The organism is Psychrobacter sp. UBA6739 (assembly GCF_002453835.1).
Lineage (GTDB): Bacteria > Pseudomonadota > Gammaproteobacteria > Pseudomonadales > Moraxellaceae > Psychrobacter > Psychrobacter immobilis_A.
This window is the reverse complement of sequence record NZ_DKHR01000006.1, coordinates 81366-101616: the sequence shown is the minus strand read 5'-3', so window position 1 is coordinate 101616 and position 20251 is coordinate 81366. Positions and strand designations below refer to the sequence as shown.

The 20251-nt window shown below is 40.4% G+C and carries 22 protein-coding genes; 9 read left to right on the top strand and 13 right to left on the bottom strand.

The features are described from left to right. From B2575_RS02440 to B2575_RS02420, 5 genes are all read right to left on the bottom strand, one after another. Positions 1 to 1252: Ig-like domain-containing protein (locus tag B2575_RS02440; RefSeq protein WP_296240031.1), on the bottom strand; the 1252-nt coding region annotated here is incomplete at its 3' end. Between the two features lie 89 nt (positions 1253 to 1341). Then, on the bottom strand, positions 1342 to 2319 hold the full coding sequence (locus tag B2575_RS02435) for an OmpA family protein (protein WP_102092621.1): 978 nt from the start codon (positions 2317 to 2319) through the stop codon (positions 1342 to 1344). A gap of 569 nt (positions 2320 to 2888) precedes the next feature. Next, a complete protein-coding gene (locus B2575_RS02430; RefSeq protein WP_201571278.1) occupies positions 2889 to 3203 on the bottom strand; it encodes a helix-turn-helix transcriptional regulator in 315 nt (104 codons plus the stop codon). A gap of 133 nt (positions 3204 to 3336) precedes the next feature. Then, positions 3337 to 3798 (bottom strand): Fic family protein, encoded by a 462-nt coding sequence (locus B2575_RS02425; RefSeq protein WP_265089675.1) that lies wholly within the window; start codon positions 3796 to 3798, stop codon positions 3337 to 3339. Between the two features lie 16 nt (positions 3799 to 3814). After that, positions 3815 to 4462, bottom strand: a complete 648-nt coding sequence (locus B2575_RS02420) for a Fic family protein (RefSeq protein WP_265089676.1) — start codon at positions 4460 to 4462, stop codon at positions 3815 to 3817. Positions 4463 to 5169: 707 nt separating this feature from the next. Here B2575_RS02420 and B2575_RS13560 point away from each other — a divergent pair. The 4 genes from B2575_RS13560 to B2575_RS02405 all read left to right on the top strand — a co-directional run bounded on the left by B2575_RS13560 (position 5170) and on the right by B2575_RS02405 (position 10180). Continuing rightward, positions 5170 to 5322, top strand: coding sequence for a MerR family DNA-binding transcriptional regulator (locus B2575_RS13560; RefSeq protein WP_414707410.1), 153 nt, complete (start codon positions 5170 to 5172; stop codon positions 5320 to 5322). Next, positions 5323 to 5589 carry a MerR family DNA-binding protein gene (locus B2575_RS02415; protein ID WP_296240034.1) on the top strand — a complete coding sequence of 89 codons (267 nt, stop codon included), beginning with the start codon at positions 5323 to 5325 and terminating at the stop codon, positions 5587 to 5589. 766 nt (positions 5590 to 6355) lie between these two features. Continuing rightward, positions 6356 to 8695 carry a TonB-dependent receptor gene (locus B2575_RS02410; RefSeq protein ID WP_296240030.1) on the top strand — a complete coding sequence of 780 codons (2340 nt, stop codon included), beginning with the start codon at positions 6356 to 6358 and terminating at the stop codon, positions 8693 to 8695. Positions 8696 to 8782: 87 nt separating this feature from the next. After that, a complete protein-coding gene (locus tag B2575_RS02405) occupies positions 8783 to 10180 on the top strand; it encodes a YncE family protein (protein ID WP_296240029.1) in 1398 nt (465 codons plus the stop codon). Between the two features lie 320 nt (positions 10181 to 10500). Here the strand turns inward: B2575_RS02405 and B2575_RS02400 are convergent, their stop codons facing one another. From B2575_RS02400 to B2575_RS02390, 3 genes are all read right to left on the bottom strand, one after another. Beyond that, a complete protein-coding gene (locus tag B2575_RS02400) occupies positions 10501 to 11112 on the bottom strand; it encodes a nitroreductase family protein (RefSeq protein ID WP_296240028.1) in 612 nt (203 codons plus the stop codon). Between the two features lie 66 nt (positions 11113 to 11178). Next, the gene (locus tag B2575_RS02395) at positions 11179 to 12117 is read right to left on the bottom strand and encodes a pirin family protein (RefSeq protein WP_296240027.1); all 939 of its coding nucleotides are present in this window, start codon (positions 12115 to 12117) and stop codon (positions 11179 to 11181) included. Positions 12118 to 12173: 56 nt separating this feature from the next. Continuing rightward, positions 12174 to 12887 (bottom strand): pirin family protein, encoded by a 714-nt coding sequence (locus B2575_RS02390; RefSeq protein WP_296240026.1) that lies wholly within the window; start codon positions 12885 to 12887, stop codon positions 12174 to 12176. A gap of 218 nt (positions 12888 to 13105) precedes the next feature. Here B2575_RS02390 and B2575_RS02385 point away from each other — a divergent pair, with 218 nt between their 5' ends. Then, positions 13106 to 13432, top strand: a complete 327-nt coding sequence (locus B2575_RS02385) for a GNAT family N-acetyltransferase (RefSeq protein ID WP_296240025.1) — start codon at positions 13106 to 13108, stop codon at positions 13430 to 13432. Positions 13433 to 13515: 83 nt separating this feature from the next. Here the strand turns inward: B2575_RS02385 and B2575_RS02380 are convergent, their stop codons facing one another. From B2575_RS02380 to B2575_RS02370, 3 genes are read right to left on the bottom strand one after another with little or no spacing between them, the layout of a single operon-like run. Further along, on the bottom strand, positions 13516 to 14244 hold the full coding sequence (locus tag B2575_RS02380) for a YoaK family protein (RefSeq protein WP_201581712.1): 729 nt from the start codon (positions 14242 to 14244) through the stop codon (positions 13516 to 13518). Next, on the bottom strand, positions 14237 to 14791 hold the full coding sequence (locus B2575_RS02375) for an NADPH-dependent FMN reductase (RefSeq protein ID WP_296240024.1): 555 nt from the start codon (positions 14789 to 14791) through the stop codon (positions 14237 to 14239). The genes B2575_RS02380 and B2575_RS02375 overlap by 8 nt, the downstream gene beginning before the upstream one ends. A 53-nt stretch (positions 14792 to 14844) precedes the next feature. Then, the gene (locus tag B2575_RS02370; protein ID WP_296240023.1) at positions 14845 to 15237 is read right to left on the bottom strand and encodes a DoxX family protein; all 393 of its coding nucleotides are present in this window, start codon (positions 15235 to 15237) and stop codon (positions 14845 to 14847) included. 142 nt (positions 15238 to 15379) lie between these two features. On the opposite strand from B2575_RS02370, the gene B2575_RS02365 reads away from it, so the two are divergent. After that, positions 15380 to 16285 carry a LysR family transcriptional regulator gene (locus tag B2575_RS02365; protein WP_296240022.1) on the top strand — a complete coding sequence of 302 codons (906 nt, stop codon included), beginning with the start codon at positions 15380 to 15382 and terminating at the stop codon, positions 16283 to 16285. 339 nt (positions 16286 to 16624) lie between these two features. Continuing rightward, complete coding sequence (gene rluF, locus B2575_RS02360) at positions 16625 to 17611, top strand: 23S rRNA pseudouridine(2604) synthase RluF (RefSeq protein ID WP_296240021.1); 987 nt, start codon at positions 16625 to 16627, stop codon at positions 17609 to 17611. 138 nt (positions 17612 to 17749) lie between these two features. Here rluF and B2575_RS02355 read toward each other — a convergent pair whose 3' ends face one another. Next, the gene (locus B2575_RS02355; RefSeq protein ID WP_296240020.1) at positions 17750 to 17866 is read right to left on the bottom strand and encodes a cell filamentation protein Fic; all 117 of its coding nucleotides are present in this window, start codon (positions 17864 to 17866) and stop codon (positions 17750 to 17752) included. Positions 17867 to 18079: 213 nt separating this feature from the next. Between B2575_RS02355 and B2575_RS02350 the strand changes: the two genes are divergently transcribed. After that, positions 18080 to 18787 carry a hypothetical protein gene (locus B2575_RS02350; protein WP_201600228.1) on the top strand — a complete coding sequence of 236 codons (708 nt, stop codon included), beginning with the start codon at positions 18080 to 18082 and terminating at the stop codon, positions 18785 to 18787. 136 nt (positions 18788 to 18923) lie between these two features. Here the strand turns inward: B2575_RS02350 and B2575_RS02345 are convergent, their stop codons facing one another. Continuing rightward, positions 18924 to 19184 carry a hypothetical protein gene (locus tag B2575_RS02345; RefSeq protein ID WP_109589307.1) on the bottom strand — a complete coding sequence of 87 codons (261 nt, stop codon included), beginning with the start codon at positions 19182 to 19184 and terminating at the stop codon, positions 18924 to 18926. 539 nt (positions 19185 to 19723) lie between these two features. Between B2575_RS02345 and B2575_RS02340 the strand changes: the two genes are divergently transcribed. Further along, positions 19724 to 20113, top strand: coding sequence for a hypothetical protein (locus B2575_RS02340; RefSeq protein ID WP_045455064.1), 390 nt, complete (start codon positions 19724 to 19726; stop codon positions 20111 to 20113). Positions 20114 to 20251: the final 138 nt, after the last annotated feature.

Here is a 20251-nt window from a genome sequence, read left to right as displayed (position 1 = left end):
CTGTCGTTGGATCTAAGTCGTTTTCAGGGTCGCTGTCATTCGCTACCACGTCGATGATGACAGGCTGACCTGTTTCACCTTTGACTGTATCATTTTCAGCTACTGGTGGATTTTGTGGATAGTCAACGGTAATAGTCGCTTGGTTAGATTTCTCACCCGTTTTATCAGACACCACATAGTCTACTGGTGTTGGATCCGCTGTAAAGCCTGACTCTGGCGTAAAGGTCACTTTGCCTGTACTGCCATCAACGGACCAAGTGCCTTCGCCATCTACCACTACATTAGTGACTTCATCACCTGTCACAGGGTCGATAAGCTTGACTGTCGTTGGATCTAAGTCGTTTTTAGGGTCGCTGTCATTCGCTACCACGTCGATGATGACAGGCTGACCTGTTTCACCTTTGACTGTATCGTTTTCAGCTACTGGCGGATTTTGTGGATAGTCAACGGCGATGGTCGCTTGGTTAGATTTCTCGCCCGTTTTATCAGACACCACATAGTCCACTGGCGTTGGATCCGCTGTAAAGCCTGACACTGGTGTGAAGATCACTTTGCCTGTACTGCCATCAACGGACCAAGTACCTTCGCCATCTACCACTACATTGGTGACTTCATTGCCTGTCACAGGGTCGATCAGCTTGACTGTCGTTGGGTCTAAGTCGTTTTCAGGGTCGCTGTCATTCGCTACCACGTCGATGATGACGGGCTGACCTGTTTCACCTTTAGCAACATCATCGGTAGCAACAGGCGGCTTGTTAACAGGAGGGGCTACTGGTGTTTTATCACTACTACTATTACTATTGCCAGCTATTAAACCGACCAGTCCTAGACCAGCAGCAGCCGGTATCCACCAAGGTATAATAGTAGCATACTCTTGGCCACCCAAAGCCTGCCCTTCTACCGCACCCTCTTCTAGCTGTGTTACATAATCATAGGTTTCGCCAGTATCTGGAATATAGTAATAGTACTCTCCATCTTCAGCGATTCCGAGCAAGGCACTATCTGTATTATCATAAAACCCTTCTATAATCAGGTCGCTTTCTTGACCTTCTTTTTCAAATGAGACATGCAAGTCGTTCTTGACACGTTTAGTAATAATATGGTTAGGCGCACGACCAATAGCAGTATCGTGAAACTCATAGTTCACTTTGTTCGTAGCAGTGATTACCGTAGGGACACCATCTTTGGTGACAACAGATATTTGGTCAATGGTCTGAGTAGCATCATTTATTTTTACGATGACAGTATTCATTGGGTTACCTTTTTTTAATGATAGCAGTACCATTTTAGATTTTATATTTTATATGGCACGGTTTCAGTGGTTATGAAATTTATTTGATATTAATTATTTGGTCGCTCTTCAATAATGGCAATCACACGGCGATTAAGCTGACGGCCTTCTACAGTATTATTGCTTGCTCTTGGCTGTAACTCACCATAACCAATGGCATTCAGACGCTCAGGTGCAGTCCCAAATTGAGTGATTAACACTTCTTTTACAGCATCTACTCTACGTTGTGATAATGCTTGGTTATATTTTTCACTAGCACGGCTATCAGTATGTCCCTCGATAGTAACTAACGTATTAGGATATTGCGCCATAAACTCTGCTACTTCAGAGATCTTAGAATAGTAGTCTGGTTTTACTATAGATTTGTCGGTGTCAAACAGTACTTCGAGTTCAATAGTCATTTTTTCAGTTAATACGGCTGGTTGTTCTACTACTGGTGCTGGCTGCGTTACTGGTGGTATTGCAATCACTGGTGTAGGACAGTTGGGGACGACACGACTAATTTGGTGCGTTTGATAGCGTTTGGTTGCTAATAATGGCAATGCACTCTCTGTTGTTATCTGATCCAGTGTTCCTTGTCCACTTTCGTCCATGTCTACGTAGAAGAAGTACGTTTGACCACTAGCTAATTGGTAATCTTTTTGCTCAGCGAGCAAGTTATTGTCTTTAAAGCCAGTGGCATGAGCGCTTAGTTGGTTTGTGCCTACACAAGAGTTGACGGCGGTGTAGTTACCAGGATGTAGGCTGACTTGAAATCTGTCGTTGATTGCGATGTTGGCACTGGTTTGCTCAGGATCATTATCATTTTTTCGGATGAATATCAGGCGAGTTTCGTCATTAGCCACTTGTTCTGCTAGCATCTTACTAATATCAGTATCTACTTGGTTATTCCATGCGACTTTGCCAACACGTCGGCTATCTCCATCGTTATCAATACTATTATTGCTAGTAGTAGCACAGGCAGATATACCAAAAAAAATCGTTGGTAGCATAATAGTAGTGATGGCCTTTTTAAATACCTTTTCCATAGTAGATTCCTAAATATAAGTTTATAAAATAATGGTCACTTTAAGATTTTAAATCTCTTAGTCGTGAGAATCACGTCAGAGTCTTATTATTATGAAGTTAGCCATTTCTGATTACAGAGCATACGAAATTTCAATGCTTATACTAAATTTTAGTCATGGACACAAAGCCAACATAAATAGCAGATACTCTTTGCTTTACTAAATATTTATGTGCTAATTCTTTTCGTGTATCTAATAATATTTCTTGAAATGTGACACTTTCTTCTTTTAATCATCTTTGTAAAATACACACATTTGTATCTGGTACTTACAACAATTACTGACAATTGGGAACGATTGAACTAAGACTATAGGTGCCATGTAAGATATTGTTGTATTATATTACTCATATTGTTACTAAATATTTTCTTGAATACAGATTGAATTAAAATAAGATAGACTAAAGTTAAGTTGACTCGAAATGCAACATAAAAGTAAGTGGCTTTTTTATTGGTTAAGTTATACGCTGGCTGCAATAAGCTAAGCTCGTTTTGAGATAATACTCAATCATAGTTTATAATGCGTTGACGTTAATTGTTGTGGCTCTCTATGTGATACGCAAGATTGTTTTGATAGTTTTTAGGTGTTATTCCAAACCAATTTTTAAAAACTCTGAAAAACTGACTGTGTGATTTGTAGCCCAATAAATACGCAATATCGGTTGTTGATAAATTCTGTTCAGTTAAATACATTTTAGCTAGGCGCTTTCTCGTTTCCTCTAAAACTTCTTGGAATGAGGTACCTTCTTCATCGAGCCGCCTTTGTAAGGTACTTACACTAATATTCATTGAGTCTGCTAAATTTTTGCGAGTTGGGGGAATCATACCCATCATTGTATCAATCATTATCTCACAGTGCTACTTGTAACTAACTCCCACAAATTGAGTTGATAACTGAGCTATGCTGAAGTAACAGCAAACCTGAACTTGGGATATTTAAATTAAACAGCCTTACGGTCAAACTCAAAGTACATAATCCTTATCGCAAAGCCACCTCATAGCTTGTACTACGCCCCGACGCCTTAGATTTTTGTAGCATCCCCTTCTCTACCAAATCATTGATATCTCGTAATGCTGTATCTATAGAGCACTTAGTCATCACTGCCCATTTTTTAGTCGTCAGCTTGCCATAAAAATCAGTCAGTAAAGTATTCAGCATAGTTACTTGTCTAGTGTTCAAAGCATGCTGTCGATGGGTTTGCCAAAAACTCGTTTTATGAATGATTTTATCTGTGGTCGTTTGCGCTGCAATCAGTGCTTGCTCTAGCGTTTGTAGAAACCAGCACAACCAATCCGTGATATCGGCATCACCTTTTTGCGTTCGCTCCAGTATTTTATAATACTCATTACGCTGCTTTATAATCTGTGCTGACATACTATAAAAACGTTGGGTGCTATCATCGCTTTGCGCCAGCACTCTCTCCGTAATGGCACGGGTCAATCGCCCATTGCCATCATCAAAGGGGTAAGATCGTCACAAACCATAAATGAGCGATACCTGCTTTAATGACCAGATCTATATTGTCCTGCTCATTTGACGAGGTATTAAACCATAATAAAAACTTGCCTAGCTCATCTGACAATGTATCCGCACTAGGTGCGACAAAATGTACTTGCTCGCGACCATAACCACTAGAAACTACCTGCATAGGTCCTTGACTGTCATCACGGATACTGCCCGCTTTGATACGATAAAGCCCACTATATCCATTTGGAAATAATGCTCTGTGCCATCCGAGTAAATCATTCAATAATAATGGACGTTGATAGTGACAAGTAACCGCAAGCATCATCTCTACTACCGCATCAATCTCACGAGTAGCAGTTGGCATACTGCCATCCTCTACTCCTAAATGCCGCGCGACAGAAGACCTTACTTGCTCGTTATTTAATGATTCACCTTCAATCTCTGACGTTTTAACGATCTCTAGAGTCACGGCATCTAATTGAGCCTCAACGTTAAGATCGAATCCTAACGTTAGCAGTTTTCCAAGCAAACGGCCTTGTAATATCCGCACACGACTGACCAATGGCAGCAGTTTTTTATCTGACCATTGCCACTCAGTCCAGTCTTTATTTTCATGAATATAGGTAATATGCTTCATATTTTTCTCAGTTATATGCAGAGAAAAAACATCTAAGGCAATGCATGCCAATTAAAATAAAAACAAATTAGCTTGAAAAATAGGATTAAAGAAGAATGTTTTGGATAGAAAATGCACTGATTTTGGCATAATCGACGCTAGAGCGGAGGTAAAAAGACTATAAAACTATAGTGCCCAAATACGTGTTAAGTTTTATCTTATACTAATTTACTTTGTGATTTTTTAACTATAGAATGGCTATAAGCTATTAGAATGAATGTATGTAAGATAACATCATATTATAAAAATTGGGCGAGCTACCTTGACATGGTAGAGGTCAGCAGTTCGAGTCTGCTTATGCCTACCAAATATTTAGAAAGCCCCAATCGTGAGATTGGGGCTTTTTTTGTCTGTAAAATATTGGCTCTCCACCCAATAAAAAGATCACCATGAATAGTATTAGATTTTGCAGTAGCGTCATGACGGAACTGCCCTTGACCCATGTAAGCAATCCAACGCCTCAACATTCCTCAGTTGCTCAGTTGCTCAGTTGCTCAGTTGCTCAGTTGCTCAGTGGAATATTAAATAAATACTTCCTGAGTAATGATCATAAGTCCATCACAGCGGTAGCACCAATACCGATTAATATTATAAAAACGACGTTATCCATGATGACTCTCTTACTGGTTTCAATATCAATGTGATGATTGCATACAATTTTAAGTCAAGTGGGCATTATAGATATTTCGCAGGTTACTAAACAGTCTGGTGTTCCTACTTCAACGTTACGATTTTATGAGAAAAAATGCCTAATTCGCTCTGTTGGTCAGCAATGTATCCGCCGAGTTTTCAGCGAAGATATATTAGAGCGTCTGGCCTGAATTGCTTTACGACGTGTTGCAGGGTTTTCATTGGATGAGATTTCTGGGATATTAGGGTCTGGAAAAACCTTAGATTTTGATCGAGATTTGTTGCTGAACAAAGCCTCTGAACTGGATGAAACGATTCAAAAATTAGTCGCTATCCGTGATGGGCTGAAACATACGGCAATTTACACAGCGCCTAGCCACTTGGAGTATCCGAGGTTTCGACGTCTAATGAATCTAGCAGCCACTGGCGCTATTAAAGGTAACACTTTGCATAAATAAGCAATAGAGCTGATTCTATTAGGTGATTAGGTCACTCAAATAATATTGAACTGATTAACAAATACAACTGCGATTATCCAAAAAACCTAGATTACTAGTATCACTTCACTTACCTACTTTCTCTCTATTCAATTGTGCCAAATGTATAGAGTAGCATTCGTAAATAAAGACAAACCTACTCTAAAGCCTGTCCCCTCATATAACGTTTGCTCTTAGCAACTGTCGTTAAAGCTAAACTAGCTATTTTTTATTCAAGTTATCACTCAAAGTTGGTTTTAAAATTCCAAAATATAACACCTTCAGCCATATGAAATCCTAAACTCTGGTGCTAAATTCCTGCAAACTGTCATTAGTCCAGACGATCTATTGTTGATTTATTGCCTACCGTTCTTATTTTTTATTTCTTGTTTCTTCAGAGACTGGCTTACAAAATGCTCTATATTTCAGACGTGTCAATTCATTGACCAGAGATCTATAAGGCTTTTTATGATTGATATTCTCATGAACCATAGTTCTTAACACATTCATTTTTCTAACTTTCGACATACTCATTATTATTTCAGTACTAACACATTCATTGAATGACCGTCACATTTATCACTCACAAAGAAAGTCAAATATTGAAGTTACCTCGTGTAAGCGTAGCTAATATGCACACCTTGCTGAAATATAAAGTTTGTATATCTTTATGTTATATTATAACATAACGAAAATATTTACTCTTATCGTTATTTATCCCTATATAACTTCTTATTTTGGTAATCTCATGTCTCCAATTTTTCATATCAACAGATTAAGAGAACCTGATTATACTTCTGTATCTTCAGTTAATTTTAGTATTCGCCGGGTAACGACTGTATTCTCAGTAACGACAGCTTTAGGTATGGCAAGTTTGTCAGTAAATGCGAAGGATACGATGGTAGATATCAAACCTATGACATCCTCATCTTTTCACCTAAACTCTCCTGATACGACCCATCCTTCGGTGACTCTAGACACCATAGTGGTGACGTCTAACCCTTTATTGCCACAAGCGAATGAAATGGCAACCGCAACCAGTATTGTTACTGGCGATGCGCTCACTACTCAGACAAGCAGTACGCTTGGTGATGCACTAGCAAATGAAGTTGGCGTGTCTACTGATAGTTTTGGGCAAGGCGCAAGCCGACCAATTATTCGAGGGCAAAGCGCACCGCGCGTCCAAGTCATGCAAAATGGTTTGAGCGTACAAGATGCGTCACAAATCTCACCAGACCATCAAGTGGCGGTACCTGTCCTAGGTGCCAAACAAGTTGAAGTAATCAAAGGCACGTCAGCGTTGATGTATGGTGGCGGTGCTATCGGTGGTGTGGTCAATATTGTTAATGACACTATTCCTAAAGAAAAGCCTAAAAACAACATCAGCGGAAAATTGGCATTGATTGGTCAACAAGCCACAGACGGTTATTTAGGTTATGCAGAACTCAATGGCAGTATCGGTGAAAACTGGCTATGGAGTGGGTATTACCAAAAGACGGATAAAGGCAATATCCAAGTGCCACACTTAGATACCGATGAGATTGCCAACAGTTGGTACACGCAAGATAACGGTAGCATCGGCTTGTCTTATGTGACTGATATGGGCTATATCGGTGCATCATATCAGCGCCTGTCTTCAGAATATGGCTTGCCCTTTCATGTGCATAATGAATGCTCACCTGATAGCGTACTGACCAACCAACTGAGCTGTGAGGCGGATCACGAACATGACCACGATCATGGTGAAGCGCCCTATGTCGATATGACGTCAAACGTCTATCAGCTCCATGCAGAGCGAAAATTACCCATGATAGGCGTCGATAGCATCAATACGAAACTCAGCTATACAGACTACCGTCACGATGAAATAGATGAAGGTGCGGTGGGAACAACTTTTGAAAACAAAGCCATTAGTGCTCAAGCTCAAGCCACACATAGCACGTATAAAACAGGCAATCTAGGTTTTATGAAAGGTGTGGTCGGTCTAGATTACACAAACAGTCGGTTTTCTGCTGTTGGGCTAGAAGGTTATTTGCCGCAAACTGATCGTACACAGGTCGGTTTGTTTTTCATTGAACGACTCACGCCAGATTATTTTGGCGCAAAAATACAGAATGCTGATAAATTTGCAGGTCAATCATTATCTGCAAGTGATGCCCATGCTGGTCATAATCATGGTGAGACGACGAACGACGCTCCTCTCGATACGTCTAGTATTTTAAGAAAACAAGGCAAAAGTCCTTGGTATATTGAGTTTGGCGGTCGTCAAGATTTTCAAAATCTAATAGATAACGACAATAACATCGAAAAAACACATGCCGGAACATCTGTCAGTTTAGAAGGTGGCAAATATCTTACGCCTAATACGCAGTTGTCAGCCAGAATCAGTCATTCTGAAAGATTGCCTTCTCCACAAGAATTATTTTCTAATGGCGCCCATCTTGCAACCAATACTTGGGAGCGTGGCAATGGGCAATTAGAAGAAGAATCTACTGATGGCGTAGAGCTCACTTTGCGTTACGACAATGGCAATCGTTTTGATAGTAGTATTTCTGTCTTTTATAACGACAGTACAAATTATATTTATGCCAAAACTCAAGACATTGCCACTGAAGGAGAGTCTGCTGGTTTTCGTTTAGTGGATTATGTCCAAAGCGATGCCAAACATTATGGTGGTGAAATTCAATCACGCTATTATCTTAATGACAATATTAGTATTGGCAGCTTTGCCGATATTGCACTCATCACGCTAGATGATAGAAGCCTTACACGGAAATACGCGCCAAGATTAGTAGCGCCTCGTATTGGTGGTGATATTACCTCTCAATTTGGTCAATTTGACTTGGTGCTGTCTGGATACCATCGTTTTGAGCAAGATCACATTGCTGATTTTGAAACCAATACGCCGAGCTACAACATGGTTGATGCCAAGCTTGTCTATCACAGTTCGAGCGCTCATGATTACACCGCTTTTTTTCAAGTCAAAAATATTCTGAACGAGCTTGCTTATAATCATGCCTCTTATTTGGCTGAACAAGTGCCAATGCCAGAACGCTCATTAAACGCAGGTATCACCTATAACTTCTAACAGCCTACTCTCTTTTCATTAGTCACTTTTAACTAGCAATCCGTAATCAATTGTCATAAGCCTCATAACTTATGACTGGAGTCCTTTATGAATCAAATAAATCCTTTGAGCCGTGCCATCGCGCTCGCCTTCTCTTCTTTAATCGCCGTTTCAGCACTTAGCGGCTGCGGGTCATCAGATGATAGGAAAACACCAATCATAGATTCAGAACATGACCACGACCATGGAGACGATCATGACCATGATGATGAATCTGCTGTCAGCACTGAAATGGAACAAGGTCGTTTATTCATCACTGCAAAAGATGGCAGTCAAGCTTACATTTATAGCCTTGCTCAAGATAAAGTGATACAAACCCTACCTTTGACAGGTCAAGCCGATGCCGTACAAAGTAGTCCAGATGGTCATTACGCCGTCATCATGGATCGTACTAATAACACAGTCAATTTTTATCATAGTGGGCTTGAGATTGAAAACCATGGCGATCATGATCACCCATATGCTCGTGATGCGGCAAAAATGCCATTACAGCTCAACTATACCCGCCCAGTACATTTTCAAACTTTTGGAGAGCAAGCAGGGCTGTTTTTTGACGGCTTAGGTGCGACAGGAAATCCCATAGAAAACCCTGTACAAGAAGCTGGATTTGTACTTGTAACAGATACCGGTATAGCTGACGGTACACTGCATTATCAAAACCTTAATACCAGCATGCACGGTACAGCGGAACCTAGAGGCAATTATGTGATTGCCTCGCAGCGTTATCAGACAACTGGTAGCTCACTGGCTGATACGCTCTCTGTATTTGAACAGCATGGTGATCACTATCATATAAGCCAAACCTTTGAGACAAAATGCATGGGGTTGCATGGCAGTGGCAGCGTCACAGATTACAGTGTCTTTGCTTGTAGCGATGGCGTTTTAAGCGTCAAACAAACCGGAGACACATTCAGCGCCGAAAAAATTGCCTATCCCAGCAGCCTAACCAATATTCAATGTGATGGTACAAGCAGTAGTCCTGCTCGAATTGGCTCATTCATCACTAACCACCATCATAATTATGCCATTGGCACTGCTTGCGGTCAGCCTTACCGTGTCGATCCTGTCAGTAAAAACATGACACCGATTGTCTGGACAACAGACAGCAGTCGCCGTATTGTCAGCTATGATTTTGATGCCCATGGAGAGCATTTAATGCTACTCGATGATACCGGCAAACTATATATACTCGATGTTGCACAAAATTATAAGCAAACCGCCGTATTAAATGTTTTCCCTAATGGCATCGAAGGCAAAGCGGTTCCCTCATTTATTGTTAACCCAAACACGCAAATGGTTTATATGATGGATGACTCAAACCAGCAAATCATCGAAATTGATGCTAGAGATGGTAAAATCGAGTCAAAAATAACACTGAATTTCACACCCTCTCATGTGACTTGGTTTGGTGTGAAAGCTGGGCATGATGATGAACATAGCCATTAGCGCTTAGCACCTCATCTAATAAAGCTACTTTAATGACTGCTGACAGTAATTGGCTCTTAAACATATTTATAAACGCTAGTATTCAAGATAACCCTTAATCCGACGCTTTTTAAATTCCGAAGCATCCGATTAAAGCGCTCGATGATCTTGAATTTTTCTATAAGCATATCTTAAACAACTGGGCTAGTAGGATTTACTACATTAGTTATAGTCTGCTATAAAATCATATTACCCCAGTTTATAATTATAAAAAAACCAATGAAACCGCTACGATATTTTCATAGCAGTTTCATTGGTTATACGGTCTTTAACGCTAAAAATTATTCGCCGAATACTTTCATACGCTTATCTAAAGGCTGAAACGCTTTATCGCCTGCTGGCTGCTCAATAGCGCCGAATACCATTTGCGCATTTAATTCCCAATCATCAGCGATGTCCCAAGCATCAGCAACTCTCTGATCGATGACAGGATTATAGTGCTGCAAATTAGCACCGACATCAATGCTTGCCAATGCCGTCCAAATCACATACTGATGCATCGCACTGGTTTGATGTGCCCAGATTGGGAATTTATCCGCATATAAAGGGGCTGCTTCTTGCATGTTTCTCACGACGCCTTTGTCCTCGAAGAACAATACTGTACCCGCACCCGCTCTAAAGCCTGCGATTTTATCTTTAGTACCTTGGAACTTCTCGTCATCGCCAACAATCACCTTGAGTGTCTCTTCAGTGATGTCCCATAATTTTTTATGATCTTCACCGAATAACAACACGATACGCGTCGATTGTGAGTTAAAAGCGGATGGCGTATGCAAAACCGCATGCTCAACTAACTTAACGATTTCGTCATTTGATACTGGCAATTGATTGCTCAATGCATAGATAGAGCGACGTTTTTCTGCCAATTGTTGTAATGTTTTTAGGTCTGACATTATTTTCTCCAGTGATTATTGATGAATTTAAGTAATTAAGAACTCAGTTATAAAGCTAAATGGTAATCAACCTTTAAAACCTTCAGGTAATTCAGGCGCTGGCAAACGTTTCATATCTGAATCGACATTACCAAAACGCTCATGACCATTATTCCAGTCGATAATAGATTGCTCAATCTCTGCTTTATTGTCAGCAACAAAGTTCCACCATAGCAGTACTTTTTGTTCTAAAGGTTCACCGCCGATAAACATAATACGTGTGCCTTTTTTAGCAACCAATTTAATGCTTTCGTTATTAGCAACATCGCTATCGTGGAAACGAAAGAGTTGATCCTGCTTACATACCTTTCCTTCAGATTCTATCTCACCCTCTGAGACTAAGATACCGTATTCAAAGCCTGGTTCTAAAGTCAGCGTCACCTCGCCATCTTCGGTAAAGTACACGTCGATACCGACCAGCTTGGAGTATTGGATAGTAGGCGCTTCAAAGTGCTGACCTGACACATTGGTATAGCTACCGGTGGTCAGAATCATCTCAACACTATCTTCCGTCCACGTTGGTAGCTCTGGATAATGATGAAAACCGCGCTCAATCTCTTGATCCGTTGGTAGTGCAATCCAGAGCTGTACCATGCTGATAGCACGCGCCGCATCCGACGAACCACCAGTGTCTGGAAACACGCTTTGTTCCGTATGACTGATGCCTTGATTCAAACCTGTACCAGCTGTCATGACGTTGACTTGGTTCTTAGTAATGACTTGCTCGTTACCTAAGCTATCTTTATGCAGTACTTCGCCATTAAGCATCCAGCTAAAGGTTTGTAAGTTGATATGTGGATGGCGACCCACTTGCATACCTGATTCATCTGGATCAAATTCAGCGGGTCCTGCATGATCTAAAAAGCACCACGCACCGATAGGCTGTTTTCCTTTATTGGGTAATAACCGAGCAATCGGAATACCGCCAACATCAGCCAACCTTGGCTCTAGGGTTTGAATACTCATAAGATAACTCCTTTCCTAATTAATTATTATTCATAATGATAATCATAAAGACGAGTTTAGATTATCATAGGTACTTCCATTAACAATACTCTAGCGTCCTCATCAGCATCCATCGTGAAGCTTTTGGTGTCTGAGATACCAAGACCATCTCGAGTATCAAGTACGTTACCGTTGATAGTCACTTTACCCTCTAGTACCAAGACATAAACACCGTTGTTGACATCTTTTAAATCATAAGTCTGAGTCACGCCTTTATTGAAATTACCCATATGGAACCAAGCGTTTTGATGAATCCAAACCCCAGCGTCGTCCGCGTTTGGCGAGAGCACTTGGTTAAACTCATTAGCTTTCATGTGCTCATCCATACGCACTTGCTGATAACGCGGCGTCACACCCATTTTGTTGGGAATCACCCAAATTTGTAAAAACTTGACAGGTTCATTGGCATCGCCATTCATCTCACTATGAGTAATACCCGTACCCGCTGACATGACCTGAATCTCACCCGTTTCGATGATGCCTTCGTTACCGATATTATCTCCATGAGCTAACTTCCCACTTAGAGGAATACTGATAATTTCCATGTCGCGGTGTGAGTGCTTGCCGAAACCTTGACCGCCAATAACAAAGTCATCATTGATGACTCGTAGCGCGCCAAAACCCATACGCTCTGGATTATGATAATTGGCAAAGCTAAAAGTATGCTTACTTTTGAGCCAGCCATGGTTAGCATCGCCACGAGAATCTACTGCATGATAGATCGTTTTCATAAGTTATCCTTTATAATTGGTTGCTTATTTAAGCTATGGGTCTATTATAATTGTTGACCATATATAGATAAACAGTACTTATTGGAAATGACTATTCTTATTTATAGAACAATAAGTGCTTAGCATTAACGTAATATAATAGTCACGCCATCATTCGCGTCACCAGTTAGTACCAATAAGTAGGTGTAAAAAATATTAATGATAAAGAGAGGGAAACCATGTCAAATCTACATACATTGAATAATGAAGTCATCGATAACAAGGCTCAAAAACGTTTTGAGATTCATATCGACGATCAGGTTGCTTTTGAAGAGTATGAGTTTTTTAGCACATCGACAGGTGAAGAAGGTATTGAATATAAGCACACATTCGTGCCAGAAGCGCTTAGTGGTCGTGGTATTGCAGGTTACTTAGTCAAAATCATCTTAGATAACGCCGCTTCTAGAAATTTACGTGTTAAACCGACCTGTCCTTATGTGAAATCCTATATTGATAAGCATCCAGAATACCAAGCCAATTCGGTGTTTCATGGTGCGAAAGCCTAAGACAAGATGCATAAAAAAAGCCATGATAATTTATCATGGCTTTTTACGGTTCATGGCATTACTCAATGTAGGTAAAACTTTTATTAGCTAATATGCTGTAAGAACTCTGGATTACGCGCTAGTAGTGATAGGTACAGCACAGGAATGACAAATAAACCGACTGCCCAATAACTGAGATTAACGTACAGCACCGCGCCGAGTAGCGCGCCAATCACAAAGCTGATAACCAATGCCGCGCTATGCCCCAATTTTTTGGCATTATCAGCGCTACGGTTGGCAATATAATCTGACAGACCAATACCCAGTTGGGTGGTATTGCCTGTCATTAATACCGTTGGACTCATGTGTTTGATGACTGTTTTACTAGCCGTATTACGAATAGCAAGTGCCGTTAAACCTAGACCACCAGTGATGGCGACGGTTATATCTCCAGCCTCAGTGAAAGGTTGAAAGGACAATCCTGCTATCATAAAGGCGGTCAAAAATAGGGCTTCTGCCAAAAATAAATGGCTGAGTACCAACGTTTGCTTCCGGCTTTTATCAATGTATATTTTGGTAATAACCACCGTTATTATAAAAAGCGGCACTGATGCCAGCTTGATCCACAAGCCATCTTCACCTTTAACCAAACCGCTACCAGCCAGTACTAAGTTACCCGTGACATGAGCGGTAAAAAAGCCAAATAAAGTGATGAAGCCAATGGTATCAATCGCCCCACCAACTATCGTTAATAGTATAGGCGCTTGATAGCGTTGCCAAAAGCTTGGTGTCTTACGATCTAGAGTGTTGTTATCAGCGACAGCTTTAGGCACTGGTATTCCCTGCAAAATCCATGAAATCAGTCACAAAGCGCTGTAAGAATTTCTGTGTGCGCGGGCTAACACTGCCATCATCATTTAAGCTGTCAGTTGCACGACTTAAATGAATTTCAGGATCAATCATCATTTGTGCCGAAAGCATTTGCATGCTTTTTCTGACATCAAGGCCACTATTGATACCGCCGAAACTGCCTGGCGAGGCCGTCACTACCGCAACTTTTTTGTGGGTCCACACGCTTTCTTTATAAGGACGTGAGGCGATATCTACGACATTTTTCAAGGCGGCAGGCATAGTGCGGTTATGCTCTGGCGTGACAATTAATACGGCATCAGCGCCTTTCAGCTGCTGACGCACACGCTCATAGCTATCGATAGTCGTATCATCATAATCTTGATTATAAAGCGGTAAGTCTGCGATATAGACTTCTTTTATAGACACGCTTTCAGGCATCTGCGCCGCAATAAACTCTGCAAATTTACGATTGATAGATGCTTTTCGCAAGCTGCCAATAATTAAGGCGATGTTGATTGATGTACTCATAGCGGCTCCCTGATTATGATGATAAGACGATATTTTCTAAGCCATTTACTTTACTATATTCTGCGATGATTATTGTTATCGATTGAATAAGCACCTGCTCCATGAGCAAATATCATCAAGAAACCACCCGCCATCGCAATGTTTTTCATAAATTGGTTCATCTGTGATTCATCTATCCAGAATTGATGGAAAAGCAGCGCTGATATAATATTGAATCCAACCAGTAAAATAGCAACGAAACGCGCTTTAAAACCAAAGAGAATAGCGAGGCCGCCGAAAAGTTCAACCGCGATGACCAGCGGCAATAACATCCCAGGTACACCCATTGATTCCATATAACCTTGAGTGGCCGCGTAGCCGGTAATTTTAGTAAAGCCTGAAAAGATAAAAATCATTGATAAAAATAGGCGACCAATTGGGACGCTAAGCTCTTGTAGTTTATCCATGGGTTTTCTCCAGTAATAGAATGTTTTTTAAATTTTATTTGATTATGCGATGGCCTTATTGTATTCGTTGCTTATAATTAGATAAACCGTGATAATTGCAAATGTAAGTTCTTATTTAAAGAACAATTAAGAGGTGGTTTACATGGGACAATTAGAAGATATGGCAATGTTTGTGCGTATTGTCGAAGCAGGCAGTATTACCAAGGCTGCCGAGCAACTGAATATCGCAAAATCTGCGGTAAGCCGGCGTTTAAAGGAGTTAGAGACACGCTTGGGCAGTCAACTGATTAGCCGAACCACGCGTCAATCAAACTTAACCCAAGCTGGTGAGCAGTATTATCAAAAGGTGCACCATATACTCAGTGAAGTGGATGCGCTGAATGAAGAGACGAGTGGTACTCCGACACGTATCGAAGGAACATTAAAGATGACTGCGCCATTGTCCTTTGGTTTGATGCATTTAAACGATGTCATCGATGAATACGCCAATCAGCATCCTGAGTTAAAGTTTGAGCTGGATTTTTCTGATCGTCATACTGATTTGATTGAGGAAGGGTTTGAGTTAGCAATTCGTATTAGAGAGTTGCAAGATTCCAGTTATCAGGCCAAACGTTTGGCACTGATTCGTTATGCGTTATGCGCCAGTCCTGAATATTTAGAGAGAATGGGTACGCCAAAGACTTTTGACGATCTGACAGAACATGAGTTTTTACAATATGGTATGAGCAAATCTAGCGCGATAGAACTGATAGATAAGCAAGGTAAGAATCATCAAGTCGCCGTAAACGGTAAAATCAAAGCCAATAATGGGGACTTTTTGCGGGAGATGGCAGTCAAAGGTCATGGCATTGCTTTTCTGCCAACTTTTATTACTTATAAAGCCTTAATCAGCGGTGAGCTTGTGCCTATCCTGCAGCAATATCAATTACCCACTTTAAACGCCTATGCGGTCTATCCTAAAAATCGCTTTTTATCGCAGCGTTGTCGTTATTTGATTGACTTTATTGCCGAGCGTTTTGGTGATAATCCGTACTGGGATAAGTTTTGATAAGCATTTACGGCTCAACACTTAACGGACAAGCTTAAATGAACACTATACCTGCTCTCAATAACATAAGTGCCCGCGATCCCAATGAGCCATATCGAGCCTCAACAACGCTTGAGTTATTGACCTCTACCGTCAAATCCGTAGAAACAAAATTGGGATAATATTGATTTTAATAGGTACAAATACGATACTGAATATATTTCTAAGATTTTGCCCTTCTCTCCCGAAATGGATATTGAATTTCCTATATAATGTGAGCCATCTCTTTATTGATAACCCCTTTAATTTAGGCTTTTTTCTTAGTAAAAAAATGCTTCTTATCAGGTAAAACGGTGCTTTATGTTTAACGCTTCCTCAACTCGTTTAAATAAATACATCAGCGAAAGCGGTATTTGCTCCAGGCGAGACGCTGACCGCTTTGTTGAACAAGGTAATGTATACATCAATGGTAAGCGTGCTCAAGTAGGCGATCAAGTGGTTGCTGGAGATACGGTAAAAGTCAACGGGCAACTCATTGAGCCGCGAGAGGCGGATGATTTTGTTTTTATTGTCTTGAATAAACCCGTGGGTATTGTGAGCACTACAGAAGCTTCAGAAAAAGATAATATCGTTGATTTCGTTAGACATAGTACACGTATTTTTCCGATTGGACGTTTGGATAAAGACTCTCAAGGTTTAATCTTTTTGACCAGTAATGGTGATTTGGTTAATAAAGTATTACGTGCTGGTAATAACCACGAGAAAGAATATTTGGTGACGGTGAACAAGCCGATAACAGATAGTTTTATTGAGGGTTTAGCTGGTGGCGTGCCAATGCTTGGGAAGATGACCAAGAAATGCCCAGTTACTAAGGTGGCACCCACCGTGTTTAACATCACGCTAGTGCAGGGTTTAAACCGTCAAATTCGTCGTATGTGTGAGCATTTTGGCTATGAAGTCGTGAAGCTTGAGCGTACGCGGATTATGAATATCAGTCTTAAAGGTACTCCCGTTGGAGATTGGCGAGATTTAACCGAAAAAGAGTTGTCTGTTTTACTTAAGTCCATAGAAGGTTCTTCTTCAGATGCCAGTAATCCGGGCAAGAAATCTCGTAATGCGCCACGAAAAAATGCTCGTACTGATGATTCATCAAAGACAAAAACGTCTTCGAAATCAGCGGGGGCAGCAAAGGGCAACAAGAAACACGCCAAGGATGATGCTAGAAAACCAGTGGGTTCTAAAGGTAAAGATAGACGTCCTTTTGGTAATGGCAAGAAGGCTGTGGGCAATGGCAAACCTGCTGCAAATGGTAAGCGCCCTGCAAAAGGTCGAAGTTCTAAGCGGTAGCAGTATCGCGACTATAGATTGATGGTTAATGTTTAACTAATTAAGACAGCTGATAAGAAATACTGCACAAAAAGCCAGACAATTTCAGTTGTCTGGCTTTTTTGTTGCCTGCAGGTTTTCTCAACCAAATAATTTTTATTATAAAGCCAACTCATAACTCGTACTACGCCCCGAAGCCTCATATTTTTGCGGCATCCCCTGCTCTACTAAGTCATTAAACTCTCTTAATGCGGTATCGATAGAACATTTGGTCATAATTGCTGCGGTGCTGCCATACTATAAAATCGTTGGCGACTGTCATCGCTTTGCACCAGTAATCTCTCGTTAATCTCTCGTTAATTTCACGAAGTACCGTTGGTATGGGCGGACTAAAAATAGCAGAGTCTAAGACAGTTAGCAGATGTCATTGTTTAAAAATTCGATTATAGTAGATATCAAATCATACATTTAAAAGTTGAGGACAAAATAATGAAGACACTAAGTTTATGTATTGCAGCAGGACTGGGTTTAAGCGCTTGTGCTGGTGGAATGACAGGGAGCACGGGTCAAAACAATAATGACAATGGTATCGTCACTCAATACCCTGTTGAAACTGCCATGCTCAACATCTATACCAAACAACGCAGTGATAAATTAGTTGCAGTTGTCGGCAGTCAAAGCGTGTCAGCAGAGATTCAAGTGACGCCTAAAGGCAGTATGGTATTTAATAATAAGTCTGTACAAGGTACCGAAATAAACACCATCAATAAGATGAATAATCAAATCACCAATCAATCCGTCGCTATCAATTACTTCACCCTAAATCCACTGATATTCCATGGTTTTACAGACGGTACAGGTAAATACTCACTATCTAACCAGACGACCACCATTCCTAAAGTGGCGACAGTGGGCGCTTCTAGTAAGCTACTGACGGAAAATGTCTATGCCGATAGCAGTATGCGTAACAAGATAGGGACTTATAACCAAGACTGGTCTTTATCGCGTGATACGAATAATACCGCATGGTTCTGCATAGAAACCTCAGGCAATCTATTACTCAGCTTTGACCCTGCAGGCACTTCATCAGAATGCTACAAGATCAATGCCAAAGGCGATATCTTAGCAAGCAAAGTGACACTGAGTCAGCCTAGTAGTAATGGTAGTACTAAGACGGTGACTTTAAACAGTCAGTAGTGATTATCATGGTGACATGCCCTTTACCATATAGCCTTGTTACATAGCTTTCGTCACATAGCACTTATTACATAACAACGAAACAAAAAAATAGCGCCTAATATGGGCGCTATTTTTATATCAGTCAGCTGAACGATTAAGAACGATGTCCATGAGTATGCTTAGCTTGATATTTGCTTTTTGCTTTGAGATGAGCCGCTGGTTTTTTTGATTGATGCTTTGACACTACTGCCTTTTTCTTCACATGCTGATGTTTATTATCAAACTTTGCATTGACCTTTTGATGCTTCACTTGAGCAACATGATGCTTAGCGATTTGCGGCGCAGCACTTGCTTGGCTAACCATTGTGAAGCAAGCAGTAATGGCTAGAATTGAACTTATCATTATTTTTTTCATTATTTTTTCTCGTATAAAGTCATATTAGTTATGAGGTGTGGTTGAAACTGCCTTACTCAATATCAAGTAAAGCATTCACGTGATAAAAAGCATCGTGATAAAAATTTGCTCTATCGACAACGAGAATGATAAATGATTCAAACGTTAAGTAGATTTATGAAGATTAAAGAAAGGTAACCTTAATGAGGGAAGGTTTCTTAAGTGGTACGCTATAAGCGTCATATTGGCGCTTTTCTAGACGGGCAAGTAATAGCGAATGAAAAGATATCTTATATATAGATTAGGGCGACTGGCTTTGGCATATTTTTTATAAAACGTAGACGTTGTCACGATACTTTCATTTTCACCCTATAAAATGCGTTGATTATTCAAAGCCATTGACGATATGCCGCATCACAATAAAGACTTTTAAAGAGTAAAGACCAAACTAAGCAGGCGAGATAAGTATTTTGCAAGGGTCGTTGGCGTTGGGATCTTTTTAAAGTAGCCAACTGATGGCATTCTGAATAGCAATTTTGAAATAACTGAGAATCAATGTAATGAACCATTACTTATGTTTGACAGATTATGAAAAAAACTTGATTGATAGTGCTTTGCTCATTCTGATGAAAAAAAACATCCAATATAGCGATCAATCAAAAGAAAACTCAGTGCAGCAATACTATCAAGATTTTAATCTCACACTTTTTGAGCTATGTGCAAAAATAAAAGCACCTGATTTTGATAAGCAAATGGATTTATCCTCGAAAGAAATCAAAGCAATTAAAAAAGCCCTAACCTCACTGTATGACCGTATCTATCAAAGAACCCTTAAGGACATAGAGGGCAACCAAGAAGATCACTATAAGAGCTGTAAGTTACAGATTATAGAATTAGAGAGAAAAATCGATATTATCGAGAAAAACAGTATAGAGAGCAATAGTTGTTAAAGTGTTCTTTTTTACCGAAAAATTTCACTATTTTTAAGTCGCTAGCACCATCAATATTGGTCGCGTAAAACAAAAAATCGCACTCCGCATTACATTAGCCTATCTTTTCCGCTGGGTTTTATTAGCTCTTTCCCATTT